Annotated in this window: 23 protein-coding genes; 5 read left to right on the forward strand and 18 right to left on the reverse strand. The window is 39.9% G+C overall.

From position 1 onward, the window contains the following. Positions 1-891, reverse strand: a complete 891-nt coding sequence (locus ACMVDV_RS04450) for a substrate-binding periplasmic protein (RefSeq protein WP_416157333.1) — start codon at positions 889-891, stop codon at positions 1-3. A 1-nt stretch (position 892) separates the two neighbouring features. Next, positions 893-1267, reverse strand: a complete 375-nt coding sequence (locus ACMVDV_RS04455) for an MAPEG family protein (protein ID WP_304179777.1) — start codon at positions 1265-1267, stop codon at positions 893-895. Positions 1268-1381: 114 nt separating this feature from the next. Here ACMVDV_RS04455 and ACMVDV_RS04460 point away from each other — a divergent pair, with 114 nt between their 5' ends. Then, complete coding sequence (locus tag ACMVDV_RS04460; RefSeq protein WP_416157334.1) at positions 1382-2737, forward strand: DUF2254 domain-containing protein; 1356 nt, start codon at positions 1382-1384, stop codon at positions 2735-2737. Between the two features lie 16 nt (positions 2738-2753). On the opposite strand, the gene ACMVDV_RS04465 is transcribed toward ACMVDV_RS04460, so the two are convergent. The 3 genes from ACMVDV_RS04465 to ggt form a co-directional block, all read right to left on the reverse strand. After that, positions 2754-3461, reverse strand: coding sequence for an SIMPL domain-containing protein (locus tag ACMVDV_RS04465; protein WP_304179780.1), 708 nt, complete (start codon positions 3459-3461; stop codon positions 2754-2756). Positions 3462-3571: 110 nt separating this feature from the next. Then, positions 3572-5266, reverse strand: coding sequence for an NAD-dependent malic enzyme (locus tag ACMVDV_RS04470; RefSeq protein ID WP_416157335.1), 1695 nt, complete (start codon positions 5264-5266; stop codon positions 3572-3574). A gap of 160 nt (positions 5267-5426) precedes the next feature. Beyond that, positions 5427-7217, reverse strand: a complete 1791-nt coding sequence (gene ggt, locus ACMVDV_RS04475; RefSeq protein ID WP_416157336.1) for a gamma-glutamyltransferase — start codon at positions 7215-7217, stop codon at positions 5427-5429. A gap of 89 nt (positions 7218-7306) precedes the next feature. Here ggt and rrtA point away from each other — a divergent pair, with 89 nt between their 5' ends. Then, complete coding sequence (gene rrtA, locus ACMVDV_RS04480; protein ID WP_416159050.1) at positions 7307-7894, forward strand: rhombosortase; 588 nt, start codon at positions 7307-7309, stop codon at positions 7892-7894. A gap of 23 nt (positions 7895-7917) precedes the next feature. On the opposite strand, the gene ACMVDV_RS04485 is transcribed toward rrtA, so the two are convergent. From ACMVDV_RS04485 to ACMVDV_RS04515, 7 genes are all read right to left on the reverse strand, one after another. Continuing rightward, complete coding sequence (locus ACMVDV_RS04485) at positions 7918-10422, reverse strand: prolyl oligopeptidase family serine peptidase (RefSeq protein WP_416157337.1); 2505 nt, start codon at positions 10420-10422, stop codon at positions 7918-7920. Between the two features lie 105 nt (positions 10423-10527). Further along, positions 10528-11700: an endonuclease/exonuclease/phosphatase family protein gene (locus ACMVDV_RS04490; protein ID WP_416157338.1), complete on the reverse strand. Its 1173-nt coding sequence runs from the start codon at positions 11698-11700 to the stop codon at positions 10528-10530. Beyond that, positions 11697-12632, reverse strand: a complete 936-nt coding sequence (locus tag ACMVDV_RS04495; protein ID WP_416157339.1) for a YeiH family protein — start codon at positions 12630-12632, stop codon at positions 11697-11699. The genes ACMVDV_RS04490 and ACMVDV_RS04495 overlap by 4 nt, the downstream gene beginning before the upstream one ends. An 8-nt stretch (positions 12633-12640) precedes the next feature. Next, positions 12641-12865, reverse strand: coding sequence for a DUF2798 domain-containing protein (locus tag ACMVDV_RS04500; protein ID WP_192542280.1), 225 nt, complete (start codon positions 12863-12865; stop codon positions 12641-12643). 47 nt (positions 12866-12912) lie between these two features. After that, on the reverse strand, positions 12913-14061 hold the full coding sequence (locus ACMVDV_RS04505) for a 5-(carboxyamino)imidazole ribonucleotide synthase (RefSeq protein ID WP_416157340.1): 1149 nt from the start codon (positions 14059-14061) through the stop codon (positions 12913-12915). A gap of 1 nt (position 14062) precedes the next feature. Further along, the gene (gene purE / locus ACMVDV_RS04510) at positions 14063-14545 is read right to left on the reverse strand and encodes a 5-(carboxyamino)imidazole ribonucleotide mutase (RefSeq protein ID WP_064666229.1); all 483 of its coding nucleotides are present in this window, start codon (positions 14543-14545) and stop codon (positions 14063-14065) included. Positions 14546-14699: 154 nt separating this feature from the next. Then, on the reverse strand, positions 14700-16286 hold the full coding sequence (locus tag ACMVDV_RS04515) for an ABC-F family ATPase (protein ID WP_304179815.1): 1587 nt from the start codon (positions 16284-16286) through the stop codon (positions 14700-14702). A gap of 318 nt (positions 16287-16604) precedes the next feature. Here ACMVDV_RS04515 and ACMVDV_RS04520 point away from each other — a divergent pair, with 318 nt between their 5' ends. Next, entirely contained in the window at positions 16605-17813 is a 1209-nt protein-coding gene (locus tag ACMVDV_RS04520) for a porin (protein ID WP_416157341.1), read from the forward strand. A 251-nt stretch (positions 17814-18064) separates the two neighbouring features. On the opposite strand, the gene ACMVDV_RS04525 is transcribed toward ACMVDV_RS04520, so the two are convergent. Continuing rightward, complete coding sequence (locus tag ACMVDV_RS04525) at positions 18065-18262, reverse strand: hypothetical protein (protein ID WP_304179793.1); 198 nt, start codon at positions 18260-18262, stop codon at positions 18065-18067. Between the two features lie 111 nt (positions 18263-18373). Between ACMVDV_RS04525 and ACMVDV_RS04530 the strand changes: the two genes are divergently transcribed. After that, positions 18374-18895 (forward strand): TetR/AcrR family transcriptional regulator, encoded by a 522-nt coding sequence (locus ACMVDV_RS04530; protein ID WP_416157342.1) that lies wholly within the window; start codon positions 18374-18376, stop codon positions 18893-18895. A gap of 512 nt (positions 18896-19407) precedes the next feature. Here ACMVDV_RS04530 and ACMVDV_RS04535 read toward each other — a convergent pair. Both ACMVDV_RS04535 and ACMVDV_RS04540 read right to left on the reverse strand, forming a co-directional pair. Next, entirely contained in the window at positions 19408-20286 is an 879-nt protein-coding gene (locus ACMVDV_RS04535) for an alpha/beta hydrolase (RefSeq protein ID WP_416159051.1), read from the reverse strand. 84 nt (positions 20287-20370) lie between these two features. Further along, the gene (locus tag ACMVDV_RS04540; protein ID WP_416157343.1) at positions 20371-20868 is read right to left on the reverse strand and encodes a GNAT family N-acetyltransferase; all 498 of its coding nucleotides are present in this window, start codon (positions 20866-20868) and stop codon (positions 20371-20373) included. A gap of 85 nt (positions 20869-20953) precedes the next feature. On the opposite strand from ACMVDV_RS04540, the gene ACMVDV_RS04545 reads away from it, so the two are divergent. Then, positions 20954-21154, forward strand: a complete 201-nt coding sequence (locus ACMVDV_RS04545; protein ID WP_304179800.1) for a hypothetical protein — start codon at positions 20954-20956, stop codon at positions 21152-21154. A 184-nt stretch (positions 21155-21338) separates the two neighbouring features. Here the strand turns inward: ACMVDV_RS04545 and ACMVDV_RS04550 are convergent, their stop codons facing one another. The 3 genes from ACMVDV_RS04550 to ACMVDV_RS04560 all read right to left on the reverse strand — a co-directional run bounded on the left by ACMVDV_RS04550 (position 21339) and on the right by ACMVDV_RS04560 (position 23566). Next, positions 21339-22547 (reverse strand): beta-propeller fold lactonase family protein, encoded by a 1209-nt coding sequence (locus ACMVDV_RS04550; RefSeq protein ID WP_304179803.1) that lies wholly within the window; start codon positions 22545-22547, stop codon positions 21339-21341. 508 nt (positions 22548-23055) lie between these two features. After that, the gene (locus tag ACMVDV_RS04555; protein WP_064666223.1) at positions 23056-23319 is read right to left on the reverse strand and encodes a Txe/YoeB family addiction module toxin; all 264 of its coding nucleotides are present in this window, start codon (positions 23317-23319) and stop codon (positions 23056-23058) included. Further along, on the reverse strand, positions 23312-23566 hold the full coding sequence (locus ACMVDV_RS04560; RefSeq protein ID WP_064666222.1) for a type II toxin-antitoxin system Phd/YefM family antitoxin: 255 nt from the start codon (positions 23564-23566) through the stop codon (positions 23312-23314). Before ACMVDV_RS04560 ends, ACMVDV_RS04555 begins: the two co-directional genes overlap by 8 nt. Between the last annotated feature and the right edge of the window lie 549 nt (positions 23567-24115).

Genomic DNA, 24115 nt, shown 5'->3' on the forward strand with positions numbered 1-24115 from the left:
TTATTTATTGAGTTGATTGTTTTCTGGTGTGAACCATAATGCACTGTTATTCACGGGGGTTAATTTTGGAAGATGTTTGTTTTCTAATTTTATAATTTCTTTATCTGCCAGTTTTGCGTTAGCGATGCTTTGTGCAAAATAACGGCTAAATAAGTTATTAAACTCACCATTTTGATATGCTTTTTCTAGTCCTGTTTGAATCGCGTTATGCAAATCATCACGCTGTGAATTAACAAAAAAATAGATCGCTGCCGGATAATTAAGCACAACATTTGGCACTGTAGTAATAGAGTGTGTTTCAGCTAGCAGCGCTAATTCCCAATCAATTTCTAAAATCGAACGAGGAAACGCATCGCCACGTCCTTTAATAAGCATATTGTACAAGGACTCATAACTTGTTGATGTAGATACTTGAAAGCCATTATCCTTTAAAATTTCTGTATCAGGCCAATCATGACCTTGCACAAAGTATAGTTTTTTAAGCTGAGCAGCTGTTTTAAGTGGTTCAAATAAGTGCAGTTTGTCTTTTGTAGTGAGTAATAAACGCCAGCCATACAAGCCTTTATAAATTGGAATTCGAATCGGTTTAAAAACCTCTTCTCTTTCTATACTTGTCATAGACCATACAACATTGACCAACTCACCTTGCTCTAACTCTTTTAAAGCGCGACTTTGCACCATTTTTATTGATGATTGTAATGTGTAAGCTTGGCCGCTATGTTCTAATGCCAGTTTAAGTAACGCCAACGGATACCAATTATCGAGTTCGTGCTCTCGCTCTGGCTTAGGGTAAATAATATTAAGTGTGGGATCCGGCTCATTATTGCTAGCAAGCGAAGTTACTGGGTATACCAGTAAAGATGCTGCAAGCGCTAACCAGCCAGCCATCATCTTAGAAAAAACGACCGAGTAACAAAGCAAGTGCACTTAAGGCTAATGTTGCGAAAGTAGCTAGCATACCAATTACTCTAAGCTTTAGCGTGTTGTCATTAATAGCAATACTATGACAAACGCGACCAAATACCAGTAATGTACCTAAGATATGGCAGTAATGGCTGCTTAACCCTTGGTATTCTGCTAAAAAGATTAGAATAAGCGCAAAAGGTACGTATTCAATAAAGTTACCATGAGCGCGTGTTGCCCTTAGTAATTGTGGATTATCGTTAGTACCTAATGATATTTGATTTGATTTTCGCACTTTCACTACATTTATACTTAAATAAATGTACATGAAAGCTAATATAGCTGCGTAGAAAGATATGATCACAATAATTTTCCTATTATTTTTTGCCATAATAACACAAGATTTATCAACGAATAGCCAGCAGTTGTGCTGATTTCTATGATAACGTATTAAATCAGCATACAGATAAGGATGGCCATGTTTACACCTCGTAAGATAGCGGACAACTACAGAGAAATAATCAGCAGTATTGGGTTTTATCCTTCGATGATGTCGATAGGCTTCCTTTTGTTTGCCGTGCTAAGTATGTCAATTGAATATACCGATATAGTGCAAGAGATAAAAAAGTTTTTAGCCGTTGTGTTAGTTGATAGCGAAGAAAACGCGCGAACCATTTTAAGTACCTTGGCAGGCAGCATTATATCGCTGACAGTGTTTAGTTTTTCCATGGTCATGATTGTGTTAAATAGCGCCAGTGCAAGCTTATCTCCGCGAGTGGTACCAGGCCTAATTACCCGAAAGTCACATCAAATGGTGCTCGGATTTTATTTAGGCAGTATTATTTATTCAATTATTATGTTGATCAACATTAAACAGCTTGACGATAACACGGTGGCGATCCCTGCCCTTGGGGTTTTATTTGCGTTGATTTTTGGGCTGATCTCGCTGGCATTGTTTGTCTATTTTATTCACTCAATTTCTAAAGCCATTCAAGTTGATAATGTATTAAATGACTTATTTAAACACACCAAGGATGTAATTGAACAAATCATTACACGTCAACAACAGCATAAAATTGACAGTTTCCCTGATTTTGAGCAGTGGTATTCTATCGGTAGTTGTACCGAAGGCTATTTTAAAGGCGCACACAGCGATAAATTATGTGCCATTTTGGCTGAGCAAAACATAGAGTTGTATATAGTAGTTAACCAAGGCTATTTTACCGTTAAAGGCTACCCATTTTTAAAATGTAATCGTGATTTAAGCCAAGATCCAGAGCTGCTCGAAAAGCTACTTAATTGTTTTATCTTTTATATTGAAGAATACATTAGCGACCATTATCGCTACGGTTTAACGCAAATATCTGAAATTGCTGTCAAGGCGATGAGCCCTGGCATAAACGATCCCGGCACTGCCGTTAAAGCGATTGATATGCTGAGTATTTTATTGATTGAGCGATTAAAAATAAATGACATTAATTACTCATTTAAACACAGTGATGGTTCACCGCTATTGTATTTACACGAAATCTCGTTTGACGAACTGCTGCACGATAATTTTACCCCTATTCGTAATTACGCAAAAACTGATGGCTATGTAATGACCAATGTCTTAGAGGCGTTTAAAAATATACTGTTTGTTGCCCATACAAATGACACCGCTACGCAGAGTCTATTTAATTACTTAACGGCAATTGTCGATGATATTAACGAACATATTAGTAATCAATATGACCGTAAAGAAGTGAGTAATATGCTTACCGCAATCGCAAGAATTAGTCCTGAGCAAGGGGATAAATTGCTGGTGCGCTTTGAGCACCAGCAAATTAGTTAACCTGAACTTTGGTTGGTTATTTAATCAAGTAAATAGCATAGCTTGATGCTGTGATCACTAATTCACCGGCATGGTAGGCATCTGGCACAAAGCTGCCCGATTCAGTGTCTGCCATGCTGGCCATTTTTACGCGCATATACGGCTGTGCATTGGTATCCATTGGACTCATTGACGCACTGTATAGGCCTTTAATTTTTACATCGTAATCAGTAGCAAACTCTTCGGCTGCACTTTTGGCGTCTTTAATCGCCATTTTTTGTGCTTGTTGCTGTAACTCTTGGTATCGGCTAGATACAAATTCAGTCTGATTAATTTCGTTAATACCGCCGCTTACGAGGTTTTGTAATAGCTGTGGGTATTTGTCAATTTGTTTTAAAGTCAAAGATAAACTGCGTGATACTCTAAAACCGACAAATTCTTGTTTATTGGTTTCACGGTTGTATTGGTTTTCTCGGTGAATGCTGATCTGCCCCGCGTTAATGTCCTTGTCTAATACACCGGCTTGTTTTGCAAGTTTAATTGCTTTTGCCATGGTGGTATCAGCTTTTTGCTTCGCTGCCATGAGATCTTTATCAACCTCAACAATACCAACACTAAGCTTAACATTATCAGCAACTGTGGTAATTTGTGCTTGGCCTTGAATATAGATGTGCGGCGCATCGGGTGTACTGGCTGCAAAAACGTTGAAACTAAGTGCCGCGGCTAACAATGGTAAATAACGCATAAATATCCTTAATAGTTTTAGTATCACTATTAGATACCGTACGCGGTTAATTTAAAATGAACAAGCAAAAAAAAACAGGCCGAAGCCTGTATTGTTAGATGAGCGATTGATTAGATGCTACAACGCTTGTAATTACGGTATTTTGGTAACCAGTAATTTTTATCGATAGCAGCCCAGAGCATATCATCACTGATCTCAAGTGCTACGCCCTCTTCGATGGCTTTTTTAGCAACACCAAAAGCAATGCGCTTACTCAATGTTTCAATTTCAGTCAGTGCGGGTAATAAGCTGCCTTTACCTGTGTTAGCACGCGGCGATGACTCGGCTAAAATTTCGCTAGACACCATCAACATCGCATCGGTAATACGCGTTGCTTTAGCGGCAATCACACCTAAACCAATACCCGGGAAAATATAGCTATTATTACACTGCGGAATAACAAACGTTTCGCCGTTGTATATAACCGGTGCAAATGGGCTACCAGTTGCAACAATTGCGTTACCCTCAGTCCAGTTGATCACATCTTCTGGCAATGCTTCTACTTGCTTAGATGGATTACTTAACGGGAAAATTACCGGTTGCGCACAACCTGCGTGCATGGCACGAATAACTTGCTCAGTGAATAACCCTGGTTGCCCAGATACACCAATTAAAATATCAGGTGCGGCACAGTGCATTACATCAAGCAATGAGGCATATTCACCGCTGTATTTCCAATCAACTAATTTATCAGTTGGTTGGGCAAGTGCTTGTTGAAAGTCGCGTAATCCTTCCATGCCTAGGGTTAACAAACCAAAACGGTCAACCATAAACACTTGGCTACGAGCCTGTTCATCAGAAATACCTTCTGACACCATTTGTGTAATTATTTGCTCTGCGATACCACAGCCTGCTGAACCCGCACCAACAAAAACAACTTTTTGCTCCGATAACTGTGCGTTTTTAACGCGACATGCAGCAAGTAATGAACCAACAGTCACTGCGGCTGTGCCTTGAATGTCATCGTTAAAGCTACAAATTTCATCACGATAGCGTTTTAATAAAGGCATTGCGTTAGGTTGCGCAAAGTCTTCGAACTGCAGGAGTACATTAGGCCAGCGACGCTTAACGGCTTTAATGAATAAGTCTAAAAATTCATCGTATTCATCTTGGGCAATACGTTTATGGCGCGCGCCCATGTACATAGGATCGTTCAATAACTTTTCGTTATTAGTACCAACATCTAACATAACTGGCAGCGTATACGCAGGACTAATACCACCACACGCGGTGTACAGTGATAATTTACCAATTGGAATACCCATACCGCCAATACCTTGATCGCCAAGACCAAGAATACGCTCACCATCGGTAACAACGATCACTTTTACTTTGCCTTTGGTGGCATTACGTAGAATGTCGTCAATTTGATAGCGATCTTCGTATGAGATGAATAAACCACGCGCACTGCGATAAATGTCAGAGAATTTTTCACAGGCATCACCCACCGTTGGGGTGTAAATAATTGGCAGCATTTCTTCAAGATGATCGCGGACTAAACGGTAGTAAAGTGTCTCGTTATTATCTTGAATAGCACGTAGGTAAATGTGCTTGTTTAAGTTGTCTTGAAAACTTGAATATTGTTGGTAACAACGTTCAACTTGCTCTTCAATCGTTTCATAGCGAGGAGGCAGTAATCCCGCTAGGTTAAAACTTTCACGCTCTTTTTGAGTAAATGCACTGCCTTTGTTTAAGAGTGGCGTTTCGATCAGACCTGGGCCTGAGTGATGAATATAAAGATAATTTGGGTCAGTATTTGTAGTCATAAGTCCAAGCTTAACGAAGTCTTTAAGTTGTGATCTGCCATTATTGCTGTTGAGTATAAAAAAGCAATGACATTCAACCTTGTCAGACCATTAAAAGAAAATACTAGGTGTGTGCTTAACACACCTAAAAAAGTAATTGTACATCAAATAACGACGTCTATTAAGGCTTATTAGCAGGCATTTCATGCTCTTTAAGCACAATATTCTGCTCACTTAAAGCAATCCCTTCACGGCGTGGATCAGCGGCGCCAACTAAGGTACTGTTAGTTACCTCAACGGCATGTAAGCCTGAATTTAAATCAACCACTTTCACTGTGTGGCCGCGCTTTTTAAGATCAGCAGTAATGGCTTCTATCGCGGTGCCTTTTTCAAGGCTAGTGTAGCTATTGCGATTGGTTATTCTGGGTAAATCGATTGCTTGCTGAGCGGTTAATTGCCAATCCAATACACCGATCACTACTTGCGCTACATAATTGATGATACGGCTACCACCGGGTGATCCGACCACTAATCGTAAGCTGCCATCATTATTAAACACCATCACCGGTGACATCGAACTGCGTGGCCGTTTGCCAGCTTCAACACGGTTCGCTAATAATTTGCCATTTTTGCGTGGTGATAATGCAAAATCGGTTAATTGGTTATTCAATATGTAACCGTTTACCATCACGGTTGAACCAAAGGCCATTTCTATTGAGCTGGTCATTGATACGGCATTACCTTCTCTATCAACTATCGATACATGAGTGGTAGAGGGTAATTCATAGGCATCATCTTGCGCGTAGCTAAGTAATGGCCGAGGTTGGCCAGCTTCGGCTTTTTGATCGCGTTCGCTGATAAGTTTTGCACGTTGCGCTACATAGCGTTTATCAAGTAACTCGGTTGTTGGAATATCAGCAAAATCAGGATCGCCCATATACACATTACGATCAGCAAAGGCTAGGCGTGAAGCTTGGCTAAAGTAATGCAAAGCCTGCGCTGAATTTGGTTGAAATTGCGCCATATTTTTATCTTCTAATAAGGCTAATATTTGCAATACAGCCACACCACCACTGCTTGGCGGTGCCATAGAGCATACTTTGTATGCATGATAAGGGGTGCAAACAGCATCGCGCTGTTTACTTTGATAGTTTGCTAAATCAGTCAAAGCTAATGTACCTGGCGCAACCACTGAATTTTTAACAGCACTGACCATTTGTTGGGCGTTTTCGCCTTTATAAAAAGCATCAATGCCAACATCGGCTATTCGTTTATATAAATCAGCAAGTGGTTGATTCTTCTTGATTGTACCTACGGCAAGAGGTTTACCGTCTGGGAAGAAATAATCACGGATCACTGGTAATTTAGTCACACCAGGGTTTATTTGCTTGGCTAATAAAGCATGTAACCGCGGTGAAACTTCAAATCCTTGCTCAGCAAGTGCTATCGCGGGTTTAAATAATTCGGCCCAAGCAAGTTTGCCATACTGTTTATGTGCAGTCGCGAAAGCATGTAATATACCTGGTACGCCAACAGAGCGACCACCAACAACCGCCTCTATCCACGGCGCAGCGTTACCATTTTCATCTAAGAATAATGTTTCATCAGCATGACTTGGCGCAGTTTCACGGCCATCAAAACTGGTCAGTTTATTATGTTGTTTGTTGTAATACAGCATAAATGTGCCGCCACCAATACCCGACGATTGTGGCTCTACTAAAGTCAGTACTAGTTGCGTTGCGATTGCGGCATCAACAGCGCTGCCACCTTGCGCGAGGATTGTTTGCCCTGCTTGTGCTGCATAAGGATTTGCCGCAGCAATCATAAACTGTTTACCAGTTACTTGTTGCTTATATTGATGACCGGTTGCAGCTTCTGGTTCGCGAACTTCTCTTGGGGTTTGGCTAGCTAAAACGGGTAAAGCAAGCAGCGTTAAACTAAAGGCAACACTGCGCTGAAAAGGTAAATACATAAAAAAGCCTGATTTGCATTGAGATATTTGGCATCTTAAAGTTAAACGGGCACAATATGCAAAATTTTACTATGAAAAATAAGAATAAAATGGTCAATTTACCACTGCAACCGCGTTATATTTTACCTCCGCTGTGCTTAATGGCATTAAGTGCCCTATTGGCAGCATTAAACTTAAACGATGTTTTAGAGTTTAATCGCCAATTAATTGAGCAAGGCCAAGTGTGGCGTTTGCTCACCAGCCAATATGTACATGCTAACTGGCCCCATTTAGCGTTAAATTGTGCCGGTATCATACTAATATGGGCACTCCATGCTGAGCATACAAAACCGACTCAATATGCGTTACACACACTATTCTTGGCTGCGTGGTGTGGTATCGGTATTTACTACTTTTGCCCAGACATAAAAATATACACAGGCCTAAGTGCTTTATTACATGGTGTTATTGTTTGGGGAGCAATCAAGGATATTGAAGCGGGTATGAAAACCGGAGTATTACTGTTTATCGGTATTTGGCTGAAAATTGGCTATGAACAATTACATGGCCCAAGCGCAGAAGTTGGTAAGTTAATCGCCTCACGGGTGGCGATTGATGCACATTTGCTTGGCGCTATCGGTGGCATTGTACTCGCCTTACCACTTTTTATTACTTACCTAAAAAAACGCCAAGCTTAAGCTTGGCGTTTTTATTTAAAGGTTTACAAAGTTTCTTTAAATAACTTATAAATACGACGGTATTCATCTAACCAGCTTGAAGGCTGAACAAAACCATGTGGTTCTACAGGGAAGATAGCCGTTTCAAAGTTTTCTTTTTCAAGCTCAATTAAACGTTGTACTAAGCGTACTGAGTCTTGGAAAAACACATTATTATCAACCATCGGGGCGTTGATCAATAAACGATTTTTAAGCCCTTCAGCATAATAAATTGGCGAGCTTTTTTCATACGCAATAGGATCAACATCTGGGTGGTTTAAAATGTTTGATGTGTATGGTCCATTGTAATGTGCCCAATCTGTCACAGGACGCAGCGCTGCACCCGCTTGGAATAAATCAGGTTGCGTAAATAAGGCCATAAAGGTCATAAAGCCACCGTATGAACCACCATAAGTACCGACTGAGCCAGTATCAACATTGGCATTTTCAGCCATCCAGCTTACACCGTCTGCTAAATCTTGAATTTCCGGTGTGCCCATTTGGCGGTAAATAGCTGTACGCCAATCCCGACCATAGCCTTTTGAAGCGCGATAATCCATATCCATTACTACATAACCTTCAGAGGCTAATAGAGAATGGAACATAAATTCACGGAAGTAACCAGACCAACCCATGTGTGAGTTTTGCAAATAACCGGCGCCGTGATTAAAAATAACCGCTTTACGGTTTTTGCCGCTTTCACCTTCAACATAGTCAGCTGGGTAATATACTTTCGCGTAGATAGGTTGCTCAGTGTTGTGGCTTGATGGTACCGCAACAATTTTAGGGGCAATTAATTGTTTTGCTAAAAACTCATCAGAAACCGTGTGCGTTAACTGAGTGGCTGTTGTATTTGCTTTTGCATCAGCAACATATAACTCTGGTGGAGCCATGATTTTTGAGTGCGTTAACAATAACTTATTTTGATCTGGGCTTAGCTTATAGTCGGTCATGCCGTCTAAATTAGTTACTTGCTCAGACGTTGCATTGGCTGGATCTACACGATAAATCTCATAAAGGCCAGGATGTTCAACATTCGCTTTGTAATAAATTGCACTGTCGTCATCTGTTAGTGTGAGGTTCGATACAACAAACTGACCTTTGGTAAGTTGGCTTGCTTTACCATTAAGTGGCTTTGTATAGATATGGCTATAGCCTGTTTCTTCAGATAAGTAATACAAAGTATCTGAATTATTTAACCAACCAAAATCGTTATAAGCATAGTTTACCCATGCATCATCGTGTAAGCGGTGTTGTGAAACAAGCTTAGAGTTTGCAACATCAACAGTTGCTAACCAACGATCTTTATTATCCCATGCTTCGAGCATCATCGCGACTTGCGTACCGGTTTTATTCCATACGATAGCGCTTTGATCCCACCCCCAATCCATCATTAGGTTGATAGCACGGGGTTGTTTTTGAGATTCATATGTTTTGCCGTCACGGGCGAAGTTTTCTTTTTTAACTGCCGCTAATACGTCTTCATCAAAGCCAGGTAAGGTATCGAATGCCAAGGTAGTTTGCTTTTGCTCAACTAAATCAATGTAAATCACTTCAGACGTTATTGGTTTTTCATCGGCAACACGACGGCGTACTTTTTCAGCTTTAACACCAGCATCATCGGCAATATAATTTGGCATTATATCGCTGTCTTCTCGCCATGAGCGGCTTTCTTTTACCACAGCAACTAATGCTTTTCCATTTGGTGATAATTGCACGTCGGCTAACTCATTGCCCTTGCCTAAATAAAACTGTGCATTAGCAATAGAAGAGTTTTCTGCGTTGAGCTGCTCTTTGCGGGCTTGTTTGTCTTTTTTATTTTTATGAGTAAGTGCAATGTAATCAATTAGTTTATGTTGCTCTTTGGCAATGTAAGTTGCAGGCTCAGCAATCCCTTCTGGCGCATCACTTAAGTGTAAATTTGCAATTTCGGTTTGCAAACCAGTGGCTAGATTTACCTTATAAAAGGCGTTGCCTTGGCGGTATGCTAAATTACCATCGGTTAAAAATTGTGGTTTAGACTGTTTAGCGCTGTCGTGCGTTATTTGTGTAATTGCACCGGTGTTGATGTTTTTTACAAATACATTGCCTTCAAACACATAAGCTTGAACTGTGCGATCTGCAGAATAAACCGCATTCGCAGCACCTAAGGTATGTAATTTATTAAGTGCGACTTGGCTGGCTGCTTGGCTATTCACCGCTTGTGTGTATAAATCTCTTAACTCATTACCTTGTTGTTTTTGTGCATACACAACCGTTTTTGAATCAGCTGCCCAAAAGGCGCGCTCTGCTTGGCGACCTAACCAATCCGGATGAGCCATTGCTTGTTCAAGCGTGATGGCTGTAGTTCCTGTATCGGCGGCTGTTACCACAACACTTGCAACACTTGCAACAGTGGCTTGCGGTTGCTCAGTTGACGTAGATGCAGTTGATTGACAACCGGACAACATAACGCTGGACGCTACGGCAAGTGCAATTAAGGTTTTTTTAGTAGAAGATTTAAAAATCATAGGGCTTCTGTAAGGTTATTGTAATTACCTTGATTTAAGCAGAAGCACCTATGTAATAGCAATTATTTCAGATAAACCGCCAAACTTTGCTGTTTAATAGCAAAGTTATTTGAGCGAAATATCTAACCACACCATACGATGATCTGATGAGGCATTACGATCTTTAATTAATCGGTATAATTCGCTATTTTTAACTGGCCAAAATACACCACCGTCGTGAACGTCTATGCCATAAGTAGAAGGCAGCACATAATCAACGCGAGCTTGCCAATATGCAGTGTAAGCCGCTGCATATTTTTCACTATAGCTGGTTTTAGCTCCCTTACTACTTGGTACGAATTGACTATTAATTAATGGATTTTTTAACAGCTGATCCGTTGTATTAGGACGTTTTTTATCGCCTTCAGGGGCTGCGTTTAAATCACCAACAACAACAAATCGTGATTGCGGTGCTAAGCCACCTTTTACACCATTGTCATCGTATAAATAATCTGCATTGCCGATATAGTCTTTTATTAAACGTACTTCATCGTGATTGCGTTTGCCGTTTCTGTCTTCATCACCATCAAATACTGGCGGCGTTGGGTGCGATGCAATAACGTGCAGTGTTTTGCCTTTTACAGTAATTGGCAGATCCCAAAATGATTTAGAGCTCAGTCTTAGTAATTGCCACTGCTCTTGGTTATACCAGTTTTCGCCTGTTTTTGGATCAATAGGCATTTGTGCAGCTGGCATATCTTTATATTTAAATGTTTGTAGCGTTCTTATTTTATCAAAATCTATTGGATAACGAGAAAGTACCGCCATGCCATAATGACCTTCAAAAAAACCAAAGCCAAAAGCATCCCCTTTCACACCAGTGGCTTGGCCATCGTGATCCAGATCAAATGGGGTTTTTAAACCGGTATTAACAGGGGCAATATAGCTGTAGGGATAGTCAATTGCGGGTTGTTTATTTTGACTTATCGCTAGGTAGTTAGCCTTAAAGTAATCAATTCCTTGCGCTTTGCTGATGTAATCAAACTCGTTTAATAGCAATATATCTGGGCGAACACGTTGAATGATCTCGGCAATATTTTTAATTTGCGGGTGCTTATTTTGTAGTGCATTAACCAACGCATTTGGGTCTACTTGTTGATCTTTTTCAGTATAATTTGTTGCGTCCATACTGACATTGTATGTTGCCACTCTAAGTGTATTGGCAGCCTCGGCACTGTTTGGTATAGCGCTAAAAAGCATGGCACTTGCAAATGCAGCGATACAAAACTTACTGTTCATATTATGAATCCATCTAAAATTAATAACAAAATGACACTACTTACCACTATCCATAAAATAATTGCCATTATAAAGGGCTTTAGTCCTGCTTGTTTTAATACCGAAAGTGATAAACCACTGCCAATTAAGAACAAAGTCATTACTAATAGCTGTTTTGCCACGGTGTTGAGCAGCTGCCAGATTTCGCTAAACTGCGGCAAATAGGTACTGATCAAAGCCGCGGCTAAAAAACCAATAATAAATAAAGGAATACTGGCTTTTTCTTCAGAGCGCCAAAACACCCCAGCAATGGTGGTATAGGGAATGATCCACATTGCACGAGTTAGTTTTACAGTTGTGGCAATACTCAGCGCCACAGCACCATAAGCGGCTGACGCCCCTACCACACTACTGGTATCATGAATTGCCAAGGCCGCCCATAAACCAAATTGCTCTTGGCTTAAATTAAAGTAATGGCCTATTGTAGGAAAGAGTAATAAACCCACACCATTTAATAAAAATACCACCCCAAGTGCAACAGCCACTTCGTGATCTTTGGCTTTAATGACAGGGGCCATGGCAGCAATTGCACTGCCGCCACAAATAGCAGTGCCAAAAGAAATTAACACCCCAGTATTACGATTTAATTTAAATACTTGGGTTAAAATTTCACCTAAGCCGATGATTGCAGTGATACTGACAATGGTTAACACCAAAGAGCTGCGGCCGACCTCAATGACTTGATTAAAATCAACAGCAAAACCTAAGCCAACCACCGCAGCTTTGAGCATCCACTTACTGGCGTGTTGCGATAGTTCAGCGAAAGGGTTTCCAAGCACAATAGCAAACAGTGCGCCAAGTATTAGCGCACTTCCACCGCCAATCAGTGGCGTGATACACAAGCTCAGTAAAATAACATAAAAAGGTTTTTTAATGCGATCTGACAAAAGCATAATGATCCTTAAGGACGAACAAGCTTTGCTGTGAGTTTATGAACAACTGGCGCTACAAAAATAACGGTTGGAAAAGCCACGCAAAATGCAAAAGCCCAGGCAGTTAACCAAATAGAAATAATATTATTGACTAAACCAACATTGAAAATTGAAATAACGAATGACATAAAGCCTGACATAAATAACGCCATTAAAAAAGCAAATACGATAGTGCGGTATTTAGCACTGAACATGAACAATCTCCTTAATAAAAAAGCCGAGATAAACTCGGCTTTTATGATTAATTTAAAATCAGCGCGGTACTGGCAGCTAACACGCCGGGGTAATCTTCCTCCGGAAGATATTCTGAAAGCTGCGCTAAACGTTCACCTAACTGATGAAGATTATTTGCTGAGACATTGATGTGGCCCATTTTGCGACCCGGTTTTGCCGTTTTTCCGTACCAGTGACTGGTTACACTTGGTACGCTCAGTACTTGCTCAGGGATAGATGATTGCCCAAGTACATTGATCATTGCTGTTACACGCTGCAGTTCAGTGCTACCTAATGGCAGTCCTGCGACTGCCCGCATGTGATTTTCAAACTGGCTGCTATGTGCGCCCTGTTGGGTCCAATGACCTGAATTGTGCACCCGTGGAGCAATTTCATTCACTAATAATTGGCCACCAACATCAAAAAATTCAATTGCGAGCACACCCACGTACTCAAGTTCGCTCGCAAGTTTATTAAAGGCATCTTTAGCTTGTTGTTGGATTGTTGATTTTTCTTTACCAGCCACTGATAACGTTAAAACGCCATTAGTATGTTGGTTTTCAGTGAGGGGATAAATTGCTGTGTTGCCACTTTTATCGCGTACACCAATAATAGAAACTTCACGGTCAAATGGGATCATCTGCTCGGCAATAATGGAGTGAGGAGCAGATTCAGTACCGGAGGCAATAAAATCAGCCATTTCTGACCAGATCTGGTCAATTTGCTCATCTGATTTTAAGCGCCATTGTCCTTTACCATCGTAGCCGGCTTGACAGGTTTTGATCACTAAAGGCTTGCCTAAAGTCGCGACGGCTTGCTCTAGGTGCGCTTTTTCAGTAATTAACTGGTATGGCGCGCATGCAACAGCGGTTTTGCTAAGTAAGGCTTTTTCAAGCGCGCGATCGCCACCGGTTTTGATTGCCGCTTTACCTGGGTAAAATTTATTACTTACACAACATAGTGTGAGTACATCATCTGGGATATGCTCAAATTCAGCCGTGATTGCATCGGCATCCGCGATTGCTTGCGCTAAAGTGGTATCAAACACTTGCCCGGTTAGTGGGTGGACAATTTGCTCGCTGCCCACATCATAGGCAACCACATTTAAATTCAGTGGTGCACCGGCTAAGCACATCATGCGTGCTAATTGGCCAGCGCCTAAAATTAAGATAGTCATATTACTCTGCTGGATTAGGGTTAGCTAAAATAGTCTCTGTTTGTTCTTTACGGAACGCTTCAACTTTGGCAAAGATCTCAGGTTGCTGACAACCTAAAATTTGTGCAGCAAGTAAACCTGCATTTGCTGCGCCAGCTTCACCAATTGCTAAAGTCCCCACTGCAACACCTTTTGGCATCTGGCAAATAGACAATAGTGAATCAATACCATTTAACGTTTTAGATTTCACCGGCACACCAAGCACAGGTAAAGAAGTAAATGCAGCAGCCATACCAGGTAAGTGTGCAGCGCCACCGGCACCGGCAATAATTACTTTAATACCACGCTCTGCTGCTGAACTTGCGTAATCAGCGAGTAGTTGAGGAGTACGATGAGCCGATACAACTTTAGTTTCATACGCGATGCCAAATTTTTCTAGCATGATCGCCGCGTGTTCCATAGTTGGCCAATCTGACTTGGAACCCATAATAATGCCAACAGTCATAAATACTCCTCAGTAATGGTTTTAATACTTATAGCGGACTAATGTCCGCATTGAAGGCGGTCATTATACACGTATTAATTGTTAAATTGCGAATATCGAGTAACAAAAAAGCCATGACTGGCATGGCTTTTTTGATCAGTATGGAAATTGAGCCTTAGCCTTCTTTACTGGCTAAATATTCAGAGTAAGTACCTCTGAAATCAATTATTTTGCCGTCTTTGATTTCCCAAATACGCGTGGCAACTGATGATACAAATTGACGGTCGTGAGAGACAAACATCAAGGTACCTTCATACGCTTCAAGCGCAAGGTTCAATGCCTCAATTGACTCCATATCCATGTGGTTAGTCGGTTCATCCATCAACAATATATTTGGCTTATGCATCATAATCTTACCAAATAGCATGCGGCCTTGCTCACCACCAGAGATCACTTTTACAGACTTTTTAATATCATTTTGTGAGAACAACATACGGCCTAAGAAGCTGCGAACAACTTGCTCATCATCGCCTTCTTGTTGCCATTGTTCCATCCACTGGAATAAGTTCATGTCTGTGGCAAATTCATCAGCATGATCTTGTGCGTAATAGCCAATGTTATGGTTTTCAGACCACTTAAACTCACCTTGTTTGGGTGCTAGACGCCCTGCTAAGGTATTTAATAATGTGGTTTTACCAACCCCATTTTCACCGATGATGGCAATACGCTCACCCACTTCAACTAAGCCTTCGAGGCCTGTGAATAGCATATCGTCAAAACCTTGGCCTAAGTTTGTTAATTCAAGCGCGTTACGGAATAACTGTTTTTCTTGTTCAAAACGGATAAACGGCGTTTGACGCGATGATGCTTTCACTTCATCTAATTGGATCTTATCAATTCGCTTAGCACGTGATGTGGCTTGCTTTGCTTTAGACGCATTCGCTGAGAAACGCGAAACAAACTGTTGCAGCTCAGCAATTTGGCTTTTCTTCTTGGCATTTTCGCTTAATAAACGTTCGCGCGCTTGTGTTGCTGCAAACATGTATTCGTCATAATTACCAGGGTAAACACGTAATTCACCATAATCAATATCGGCCATATGCGTACAGACTGAGTTTAAGAAATGACGGTCATGGGAAATGATGATCATGGTGCAATCGCGTTGATTCAACACGTCTTCTAACCACTTGATAGTATATATATCCAAGTTATTAGTTGGCTCATCGAGTAGCATGATATCGGGATCAGAGAATAGCACTTGCGCAAGTAGCACACGCAGTTTAAAACCGGGAGCAATTTCTGACATCGGGCCGTAATGCTGATCAGTTGCAATACCTACGCCCATTAGTAGCTCACCCGCTTTTGATTCGGCAGAATAACCATCCATTTCAGCAAACTCAGTTTCAAGGTCGGCAACCTTCATGCCATCCTCTTCACTCATTTCGGGTAAGCTGTAGATACGATCACGCTCTTGTTTAATTGCCCACAGCTCTTTGTGGCCCATTATCACAGTATCGATAACTGAATATTCTTCGTAAGCGAACTGGTCTTGATTTAGTTTAGCAACACGTTCATTTGGATCAGTACTGACATTACCAGCAGACGGCTCAAGTTCACCACTTAAGATCTTCATAAATGTTGATTTACCACAGCCATTTGCACCAATTAAACCATAACGGTTACCTTCGCCAAATTTAGCTGAAATATTTTCAAATAACGGTTTAGCACCAAATTGCATGGTGATGTTAGCTGTACTAATGATAGCGCTACCCTCCAACGGGGAAATCATAAAATAAAATTGGCTGAAGTTTACATTAATTAGGCCAATTTTTCCATGTATTATTAGCTGCGCGGCGAGTACAAATCGCCTTACTTGTAATTAAAAAGCAAGCCGCTAAACTGAAGTCAGTTAGGCTTGTTAGTCATGCTAATTTGTAGCGCTTGCTCACAAAGCGAACGAAAATCTATTTTCAAATTTCCTCTATGGTTTTTTAATGATATTTTTTCACTTTACCCTCAATTTAGCTTTGTTAGTCTGCGCGACCAAAGGACAATGATAAATAGCACAAGGCAATATTGAATGAATAGAAAATTAATTGCGGTATTCATCGCAAGCGCGTTGATGGCACCGAGCGTAAACGCTATTGAGCTTTACGATGATGGAACAAATAACGTGACCATTGGCGGATTTATTGATACGCGGGTCATTCACACTCAAGGACAGACAGAAATAGTGAATGGTGCATCACGGATCAGTTTTGATTTTAGCCGCAAACTTAAAAATCAATGGACTGCACTGGCATTGCTAGAATGGGGAGTTAACCCTGTTGGTAGTAGCGATATTATCTATAACAACCGCTTTGAATCTATTCAAGACGAATTTTTATATAATCGACTTGGCTATGTAGGTATAGCGCATGAAAAATATGGCCAAGTTACAATAGGTAAGCAATGGGGTGCATGGTACGACGTTGTGTATAGCACTAACTACAGTTTAGTGTGGGACGGTAATGCAGCCGGTGTTTACACGTATAATAAAGACGATGGCGCAATTAATGGCACCGGTCGAGGCGATAAGTTATTACAGTACCGTAATAGTTATGGCGACTTTAGCTTTGCGGCGCAAGTTCAGTTTAAAAATAATAACTTTTATACCTGTGATATTGAGGCTATTTCAGAAGCGGCTTGTCAGGCATTGTGGGAAAATGGCAGTGAGCTTGCTCAACAAGTGGAATTTAATTCTACCTATGGCGCAGCCGTTACCTATTCAGTAAGCGACGACTTAAAACTTACTGTTGGGTTTAACCGCGGAGAACTAACCGTAAATTACGCAGCAGGACGAATTCAGTCTGTTAACGATTTTATTTATGGCGCTGGGGTTACTTGGGGCAATTTTGACAATGATGGCATCTATTTTGCGGCGAACATCAATAAAAATGAAAATCACGATACCGATAACTTAGGCCGTTTGATCAAAGACGCTGTTGGGTTAGAGTCTTTATTATCTTATAAGTTTGATAATGACATTCGCACCTTCATTGCATATAACGTCTATGATGCTGGAACAGATTACGTGATCCAGCCAAATTTTAATGCCGACCCAAATGACAACTTTAAACGTCAATTTAGTGTACTTGGTGTTCACTATTTATTTGACGCTGATACGATTGTGTACATAGAAGCGCGCAAAGATTTTAGTGATTTTTCAAGTGCCGATAAAGAGCAAGAGTATCAAATGGGTTTATCTGAAGACGATGGTATTGCTATCGGATTTCATTACACTCTATAACACCAATCGGCTTAAATATTTAACCATGCTAGCGGGCTAAATAAAACGCTAACAGCGTTAGTAATTTTTCAAGTACGACTGCATGGATGCAAGAGGTAGAGCAATTGCTGAGAGCAACTACATGTCAAATTTCTGCCTTGTTATCACTGTATTTATCTGTCGCTATGAATGGCCAGTAACTTAACACGATTAGTATAACTTCTGAGCAGATGGGCTGGTTAATCTATCAGCCTATCTGCATGAAAACATCGTTATCTGCTACGCTTCCCTTGCTTAATAAATGCCTGTTTAAATGCTACATACCCCGCCTTTGCACCAAGTATGATCCACACCATCAAAATTCCACTGGGCAATAAAATTGCTTTTAGTAATGGGCCTAACATGTAAGAATAAAAAATAATAAATGGCACAAATAAAACGTAGCCAATTATCAGTTTAACTTTTTGCATATCACATCCTTTTGTTAAAATGAGCATGCTCACAAATGCAATTGAGCGCAGTCATTTTTGCGATATTTATGTGTTGCTTGCATTTTAAATAAATCTAACCTCATGAAATAAATGAATAAAAAAACTCAAACTTATAATAAAATTCTTACCAGTGCTTGGTTATTGTTTTTACAGCAAGGCTATGAGCAAACATCAACACGTGAAATAGCAACCGCGGCAAACGTTGCTACAGGGACTGTTTTTAGCCATTTCGAGAATAAAGTTGATTTGCTTAAAGCTGGAATGCAGCAACAAATTGACGCGATTATTCATCAGTCAAGCCTGACTGATAAGCAACATGCACCGCGTTTAAAACTTCGTCACTATGCCCTGCCGTTGTTTGAGTTTTATTGCAATAATAGTGAGTTCAGCAAAATATTAATAAGCGATATGATTTGGCAAAGCGCTTTTTTCGAGCAACAAATGAATGAGTTTAAGCAACGGTTATTTAGCGAACAACCCGAGTTTGACGATATCAAAGCAAGCGTAATGTTAGATTGTTATTTTATGACAATAGTCTCTGGGTTAAATGAGCAAGATCCGCAACCTGAAAAAATGTTACGGCAACTCACCAACAAACTATCTATTCTTTAGCGGCAACTTATTTCACTCTGTGTGTTTCACTTTTAGCATTAAATTTAAAGTGAAACCTACCCTCTGATTACATTAAAAGCGTAACTAAATGTGATAGCGCTTTTTTAATGGTTAAGTACATTGTTTAACCCTGCTTAATAAACAAGGTACAAACAACACGACTAGTTAATAACCGTAATTATTAGCCGTGTAAATCAAACTCAGCTTCTAAACCCCCAACTAATTCGCTGCCATTGTTAAAACACTGACTAGCTACGGATAATTTTTAATGCTAGACGTTACAATTGTATCAATGAAGATCCCTCTTTCCTGGCTGAATAAGCATAACTCTTGTTGGAAACGTTAAACCGAATAGCTAACTTTGACTTATTAAGCTCATAATCCCTTTTGATAGTTTTAATTAAAAAATACTGCTATGGAACGTTATCCAGATCTATAGATTTAGTATGATGTGTTCTTTTAGTGAATAAGTTAATCTGACTTATTACTAACTTGTTCTTTAGTTCAGCATATTAGTTTATCGATGAATTATAGAAATCGAGTGCCTGCTTAACACTAACCACCGGGTTTTCCCAGTGCTCTAAACCACCATTAATTCTGCTATCCCAGATAATATCATTAGCATGTATGTTAAGACTATTCTTAAGGCCAGCAAAGGCACTTAACATTAATGGGTGTTCCGCGCCTCCGACTGTTACATATAGCAACAGCGGTATGTTATCTTCTGTAGTGAGGCTTCGTTGCGATAAGAATTGCTCAAACTCTTTTACAACTGTCATATCGTCATACCAAGCAGCCGGACTAAATGCAAAATAACCGTTAAACAACCAAGGTTTTGTGCTCATAGTGTATAAAACAAAACTCCCTCCTGCTGAATAGCCCGACAAAACACGATTATTATCTAGCTTATAATGAGACTCTAAATAAGGTAATAATTCACTGTCTATAAAAGCTAAAAATTTATCCGCTTGGCCAAATAACTCAGGGGCATTTTCACTTGCAGGGCGAGCTTGGGTATTAACATCTTGGCGTGCATACGGCGGCACTAAATCACGATTTCTGGTAAAGGTCCAAAATTGATTAGGAATAGACACTAAAATTGTATCTTGCTGCGCTGGTAACTCAGCCATCACTGAATCCCACTGCGTAAGATTAAAGTTACCATCGGTTCTAATGATCAAGGAGTAGCGCTTATTTGGCTCAAAATTGTTAGGTAAACGAATAAACACTTTCCTACTTTCATCCAATACCTGAGAATAAATAGTGATGTCTTTAAAATTTGACGTGTAATGCGCGTTGTATTTATAAATAACAACGGCACCTGCAATCAGGGCTGCTATGCCCAAGAGAATAATTATTACAGTGCTATTTAGTTTTTTTAATAGGGTCATCATAACTGCAAGTCAAAGATTGTTTTAAAAACAATACCCTTCCTCGATTTTTTATGAAACTACCGTTATGTAACAAAGTATGATTTAAAATTTATACAGCCAATGTTCACTCGCTACATGAGTGAATTTAAAACGGCGAAGTAGTTGCTGGCTTTGGCTATTTTCTGTCGCCACTTTCGCCTGTAAATTAGTAATATTCGACTCATTGCCTAACTGCGCAACAACGGCTGCTATATTTGTTAGCATAAATGCTAATGCTTCAGACATAAACCCATCCCCCCAATAATCTACAGACAACTCAAACCCTAACCAAGCACTGCCCTCTTCAATATCATATAAACCAATGCAACCAATCAAGGTCGACGTATTTAATAAGTACATTCCTAAGCGCAGCGTATTTCCTTCATACATGCCAGTAATATCATCTTGGATCAGTTGTTTTACGTCATTACGTGTAAGTGGCATTACATAGTCATTATATTGCGCAACTAACGGCTCAGACAAAATAGCCCACAACGCGCTACAGTCCCTATGTTTAATTGGCTTTAATGTAATTCGGCTTAGGGTAAACTCATTGTTCATAAATAAAATTAAATTACGGCTTTAAAGCCCACTATTATTGCCTTAAGATACCGCGCATACAAGTTAATAACACAGCAATCAAATTATGAGCGATGAATTTAAAGTAATACAACCAACAACCACTGTTTATTGCCCTGAGCGTGGTGAAGGCTGGACTTTAACGGGCATAACGAGCATTGAGGAATTTACCTCAGTGATGTTTGATGGTGTGCGTTACACATTGCCAGCAAGGGAAATTGTTGAGCAACTACTGCCAAACCAAGCTGCTAGACAAAAACAAAAGTAATTAACGCGCTAGGCAATAACTATTTAGCTTCACAAGGTTTAGTGTCACTGAAAGATGTTCGGATACATATTCATATCACGGTGGTGAACCACCCATTGCACTTCCTGCTAATAAACAGCGCATGATGAGTGATGTGGGTGCTGGAGGAGATCTCCGGCTACCCGATTTGTTTCGTGACGTCTGTCTATATCTGTTTTATTTTAAAGACAAATAATGAATTACCTTTACCAGTAGCGACTAACAGGTGCTGATTATCACTAGTAAGGGTAATTGATGATATTTTTTTTAATTCATTATCACGAACACTTAACAGTTTATTCTTAAAGCTAAGTCGCCCATCAATTCCCGCACTAAACAAATACAAGCCGTGTCCCGCCTCTCCAGCAGCATAAATTTTCGATCCGTCAGCCGATATTGCTAAACTACTGGCGCCTTCTAGCCCTGAACCACCCATCTCAGAATTATTTACTGTCTGCACAAAAGCATATTTTCCTGTTTCTTTCTTTTCAAAAACAACAATAGCGTTGCTACCTGAACAAGCGACATATAAAAACTTTCCTTCAGGTGAAACAACGATCTTTTGAGGATTAACAAATTGCTCCACGCCAGCGACGCCATTTTTTATTACTTGTTTTACCAATAACTCCCCCCCGCCTTTTCGATCAAAGATAGTTAATTGATGGTTATCAAACCCCAGCACATATAATTTATCATTCAATGAAGACAAGGCTAAACTGACTGGTTTACCTAGGCTATTTTCAAGTGGTCTCGCGTCTTTTATTGCCCTATTAAAAAGAATCCGACCATCGGATATAATATCAAAAACCACGACAGCATTGCTCATATAGCTTGCAACTAAGAGTTGTTTTTCGTTGTGTGTCTTAATTGCATCCCAAGCACCAAGTAGACCAAGGGTATCTAATTTACCAACGGGCAAATCACTATTAAATACTCTTTCATAATGAAGACCGTCACTAATAGTTTTATTAAATCGATAACTGTTTTTATTTTTAGAAAATTGGGTTAAAGCTCCATCATAAAAGCCAGTGACAACTACCTGATCACCTTGCTCCAAATAGGCAACACCTGAAGCACCCTCTAGTCCATTTATGTTAGCAGAAGAATTTTTAAATATTTGACTGAAGGTTAGGTTGAAATTATTGTCTACATTGAAAATGGCAAAAGCATTATCATCTCCACTAGTCACAAAAACCTTAGAATTATCCAAAAGAACTTTTACACTTCTAGGGTTACCTAAACCATCAACACCATTAACACCATCTTTTAATATTTGGATGAGCTGTAAACTCTCTACCCCATTAGCATTGGTAGCACTGAAGTTAACTAGCATGATAAAAAAGAAAAATGTAATTAGTTTTTTAATGTTAAACATCAACTTGTAACTCTCTTAGAAACATACCGAGCCTGTAGAATAACTCGTTTTTAGTTTATTTTTATTAATGCATTAACCATAGCCGAATTCCTGTTTTAATTCAATCGGTTACTTTGATGATACGTAAAATATAAAAAAGACTTGGTGTTGTTTTAATTCGTTTTTTGAGGTGTTTGAATGACTTATTTGGAGAAGTTGAAGCTTATAACTTTATTAATGTAGTGTGTCTTACGCATGCTGATCTTAGCCTTTAAGTTAAACCTCATTTGCTTCTCTTGCTCTGCTCTTTGTGTAAAGGATCTTTAACTGAATGATTCACAAAGAAGTTAAGAGACGCTGCGCTTTAGAGTAAAACAAATTTACGCGGTTGGGGAATTACCTAATAGCCATAGTATGTGGTATCACCAGTAAACCGCCCATTTCACTTCCCGCTAATAGGAGGCATGTGATGTGGGGGTTGGAAAAGACATCCGGCTACCCGATTAGTTGCCTGACGTTAAGATCTGTTTTAATAATGATAGCGGCACGAAATTATTGTGACAGCCTGATTATCTACTACATAAATAAGTCGATTGGTATCATCAATGCGGCGAGACCAAAAACCTGATAAATTTTCTTTTAGTGGCTCAGGTTTACCTATGCCCTCAAACGGAGAGCGCTTTACATCGTTGATAAGTTTATTGATACGTTTTAGCGTCTTCTTGTCTTGAGTTTGCCAATACAAGTAGTCAGTCCAAGCATCGTCAGTCCAAGACAGTAAACGACTACTCATCAATTAGCTCTCGTGCTGTTGTTTTGCCAGCACGATACTGCGCTATTGAACGATTTAAATGCTCTGCATTTTCAGGTGAACGAAGCAAGTGAACGGTCTCCATAAGGCTATTGTAATAGTCTAAAGACATAACCACTGCATCCTCAGAATCACGGCGAGTAATTACTGTTGTATCGGCATCATTAACTACTCCGTCCAAAACAGCTTTGAGACCATTTCTGGCTTCAGTAAAAGATACAATTTTCATCAGAACCTCTACATGTATATTTGATGGAACAAGTATAGGCTTAGAAAATTAACATGTACAGCAAGTTGAACACATCACATTTATATGGCAGCTAATGAGCCTGTAAAATAACTTGTTTTAAATTTATTTTTATTAGTGGTTTAGCCATGCCAAGACTAAGCGCTAAGTTTCCCTCATTTACTTCTCATTCCCTTCTCTTTGTGCAAAAAAATTAGTGAATTATTCACACACAAAGAGGTTAAGAGGCGCTGTGCTTAAGAATGTGATACTGGCGGCAATGGCGCTCTTAATCAAGGTATTACATGCACTAAAGTACGCCGTTTAATGAAATTGGGGGACAGTGAGCGACTCGCCATATCGTGTGGTATCACCAGCACCAAAAGTAGGCCCTTATAGAAGCTCAAAAACAAAAGGAATTAACATTGCGCTAGGCAATGACTATCTAGCGTCACAAGGTTTAGCGTCATTGAGAGATATTTGGATCAATATTCATTACGGGAGATGAACCGCGCATTGCACTTCCTACTAATAAAAAGCGCATGATGGGTG

This window comes from Pseudoalteromonas sp. ASV78, from assembly GCF_047806705.1.
Lineage (GTDB): Bacteria > Pseudomonadota > Gammaproteobacteria > Enterobacterales > Alteromonadaceae > Pseudoalteromonas > Pseudoalteromonas prydzensis_A.